The sequence below is a fragment of the Variovorax sp. 01T439_2 genome (assembly GCF_056398445.1).
The window spans coordinates 1-1,310 of record NZ_JBFTPJ010001244.1 but is presented as its reverse complement, the minus strand read 5'-3'; the positions used below and the strand labels follow the sequence as shown (position 1 = coordinate 1,310).

At 66.9% G+C, this 1,310-nt stretch carries 2 protein-coding genes; both read right to left on the bottom strand.

The window, feature by feature from the left end; genetic code table 11:
• Positions 1-869 (bottom strand): tannase/feruloyl esterase family alpha/beta hydrolase (locus tag AC1DOC_RS33950; protein WP_478131606.1); only part of this gene is annotated, 869 nt, incomplete at its 3' end.
• Between the two features lie 222 nt (positions 870-1,091).
• Positions 1,092-1,310: ADP-ribosylglycohydrolase family protein (locus AC1DOC_RS33945; protein WP_478131605.1), on the bottom strand; the 219-nt coding region annotated here is incomplete at its 5' end.

Below are 1,310 nucleotides of genomic sequence, written 5' to 3'. Positions count from 1 at the left end.
ACGCCGCCCAGGTCGCGCTGGGCCACGATCTGCGGATAGAGCTCGGTCGTGATGAACCTGGTCCAGTTGTTGGCGGGCGCGCCGGCCAGGATGCCGTCGAAGTCGGCGGGGTTGGCCTGCGCCTCCTTGAACCCCTGTCGCCCTCCTGTCGAGAAGCCGTTCCAGTAGGCGTACTTCGCGTCTTCGCCGTAGTAGGCCTTGGCCAGCGCCTTGGTCTTGACGGCCATCTCGTGGATGCCGCGCTCCGAGAAGTCCTTCCACAAAATCGTGTTGATGGTGCCGTCGGGGTTCATCGCGAACGAGCCGTTGCTGATGGCATGGCCGGTGTCGGTGGTGGCGGAAACGGCGCCCTCCACGCCCGCGGTGTCGCTGGCCGAACCGGCGCTGCCGGAGACCGGCGTGATGCCGGTGAGGGTTCCATGGGTGCCGCCGGCCCAGCCGCCGCCGCCCTTCACATGGATGCGCTTGTTCCAGTTGGCCGCCGTGGGCAGCCAGATCTCGATGCCGATGCCTGGCGAGGTGGAGGGCGCGCCGGCCACGCCCGGGTTGCCGGGGCCGACATTGAGCTTGACGAAGCACAGGTCGTTCTGYGCCACCGGCGTGCTCGGCGATGCGGCGCCCGTCAGCAGCAGCGCCTCCCCTTTCTTGAAGGCCTTGACCAGCAGCACCGTGGTCGACGCATCGGGCGCGAAGCGGGTCTTCATGCTGTCGTCGCAGGCCAGCTTCTGCGCTGGCGGTGCGCCGGTGTCCGGCGGAACGCCCACGATGGGAAAGCCTCGGGGGCCACCGCTGCCTCCGCAGGCAGTGACGAATGCTGCAATGCAACAGCAAGCGGCGGCTTTGGAAGCGCCTGATCTTTTGACGGCCATCGTGGTCTCCAGACTGGAAATAAACTGCAGATGAAGATTCATCCGCCCGAGCCCCGGCGCGCCAGGGCTGCACGATGTTGCATCTTCAAAGCGATTTCCACGCTGGGGGAAACCACACGAAGTGAAAAGCGGAGATTCACGCTCGGCCGGGGCCGCCAAATGTCGAGCGATGGGGCGCACTTCAGTGCATGTGGATGCAGACAGTGGCCCTGCGGGGCCGGCTCAGGACGGCCCGGCGCCTTCCAGCAGTTGATCGGCGAGGCCTTCGATGTCGCCGCGCAGGGCCAATCGCTCGAGCCAGGCTGGCGGAATGGAAGACGCGCCGTAGTGCGCACCGGCCAGTTGCCCGCAGATCGCGGCCGTGGTGTCGGCATCGTCTCCCAGGTTGGCCGCGGCCAGCACGGCATCCTCGAACGACCCGGTGCCGAAGAAGCACCAAAG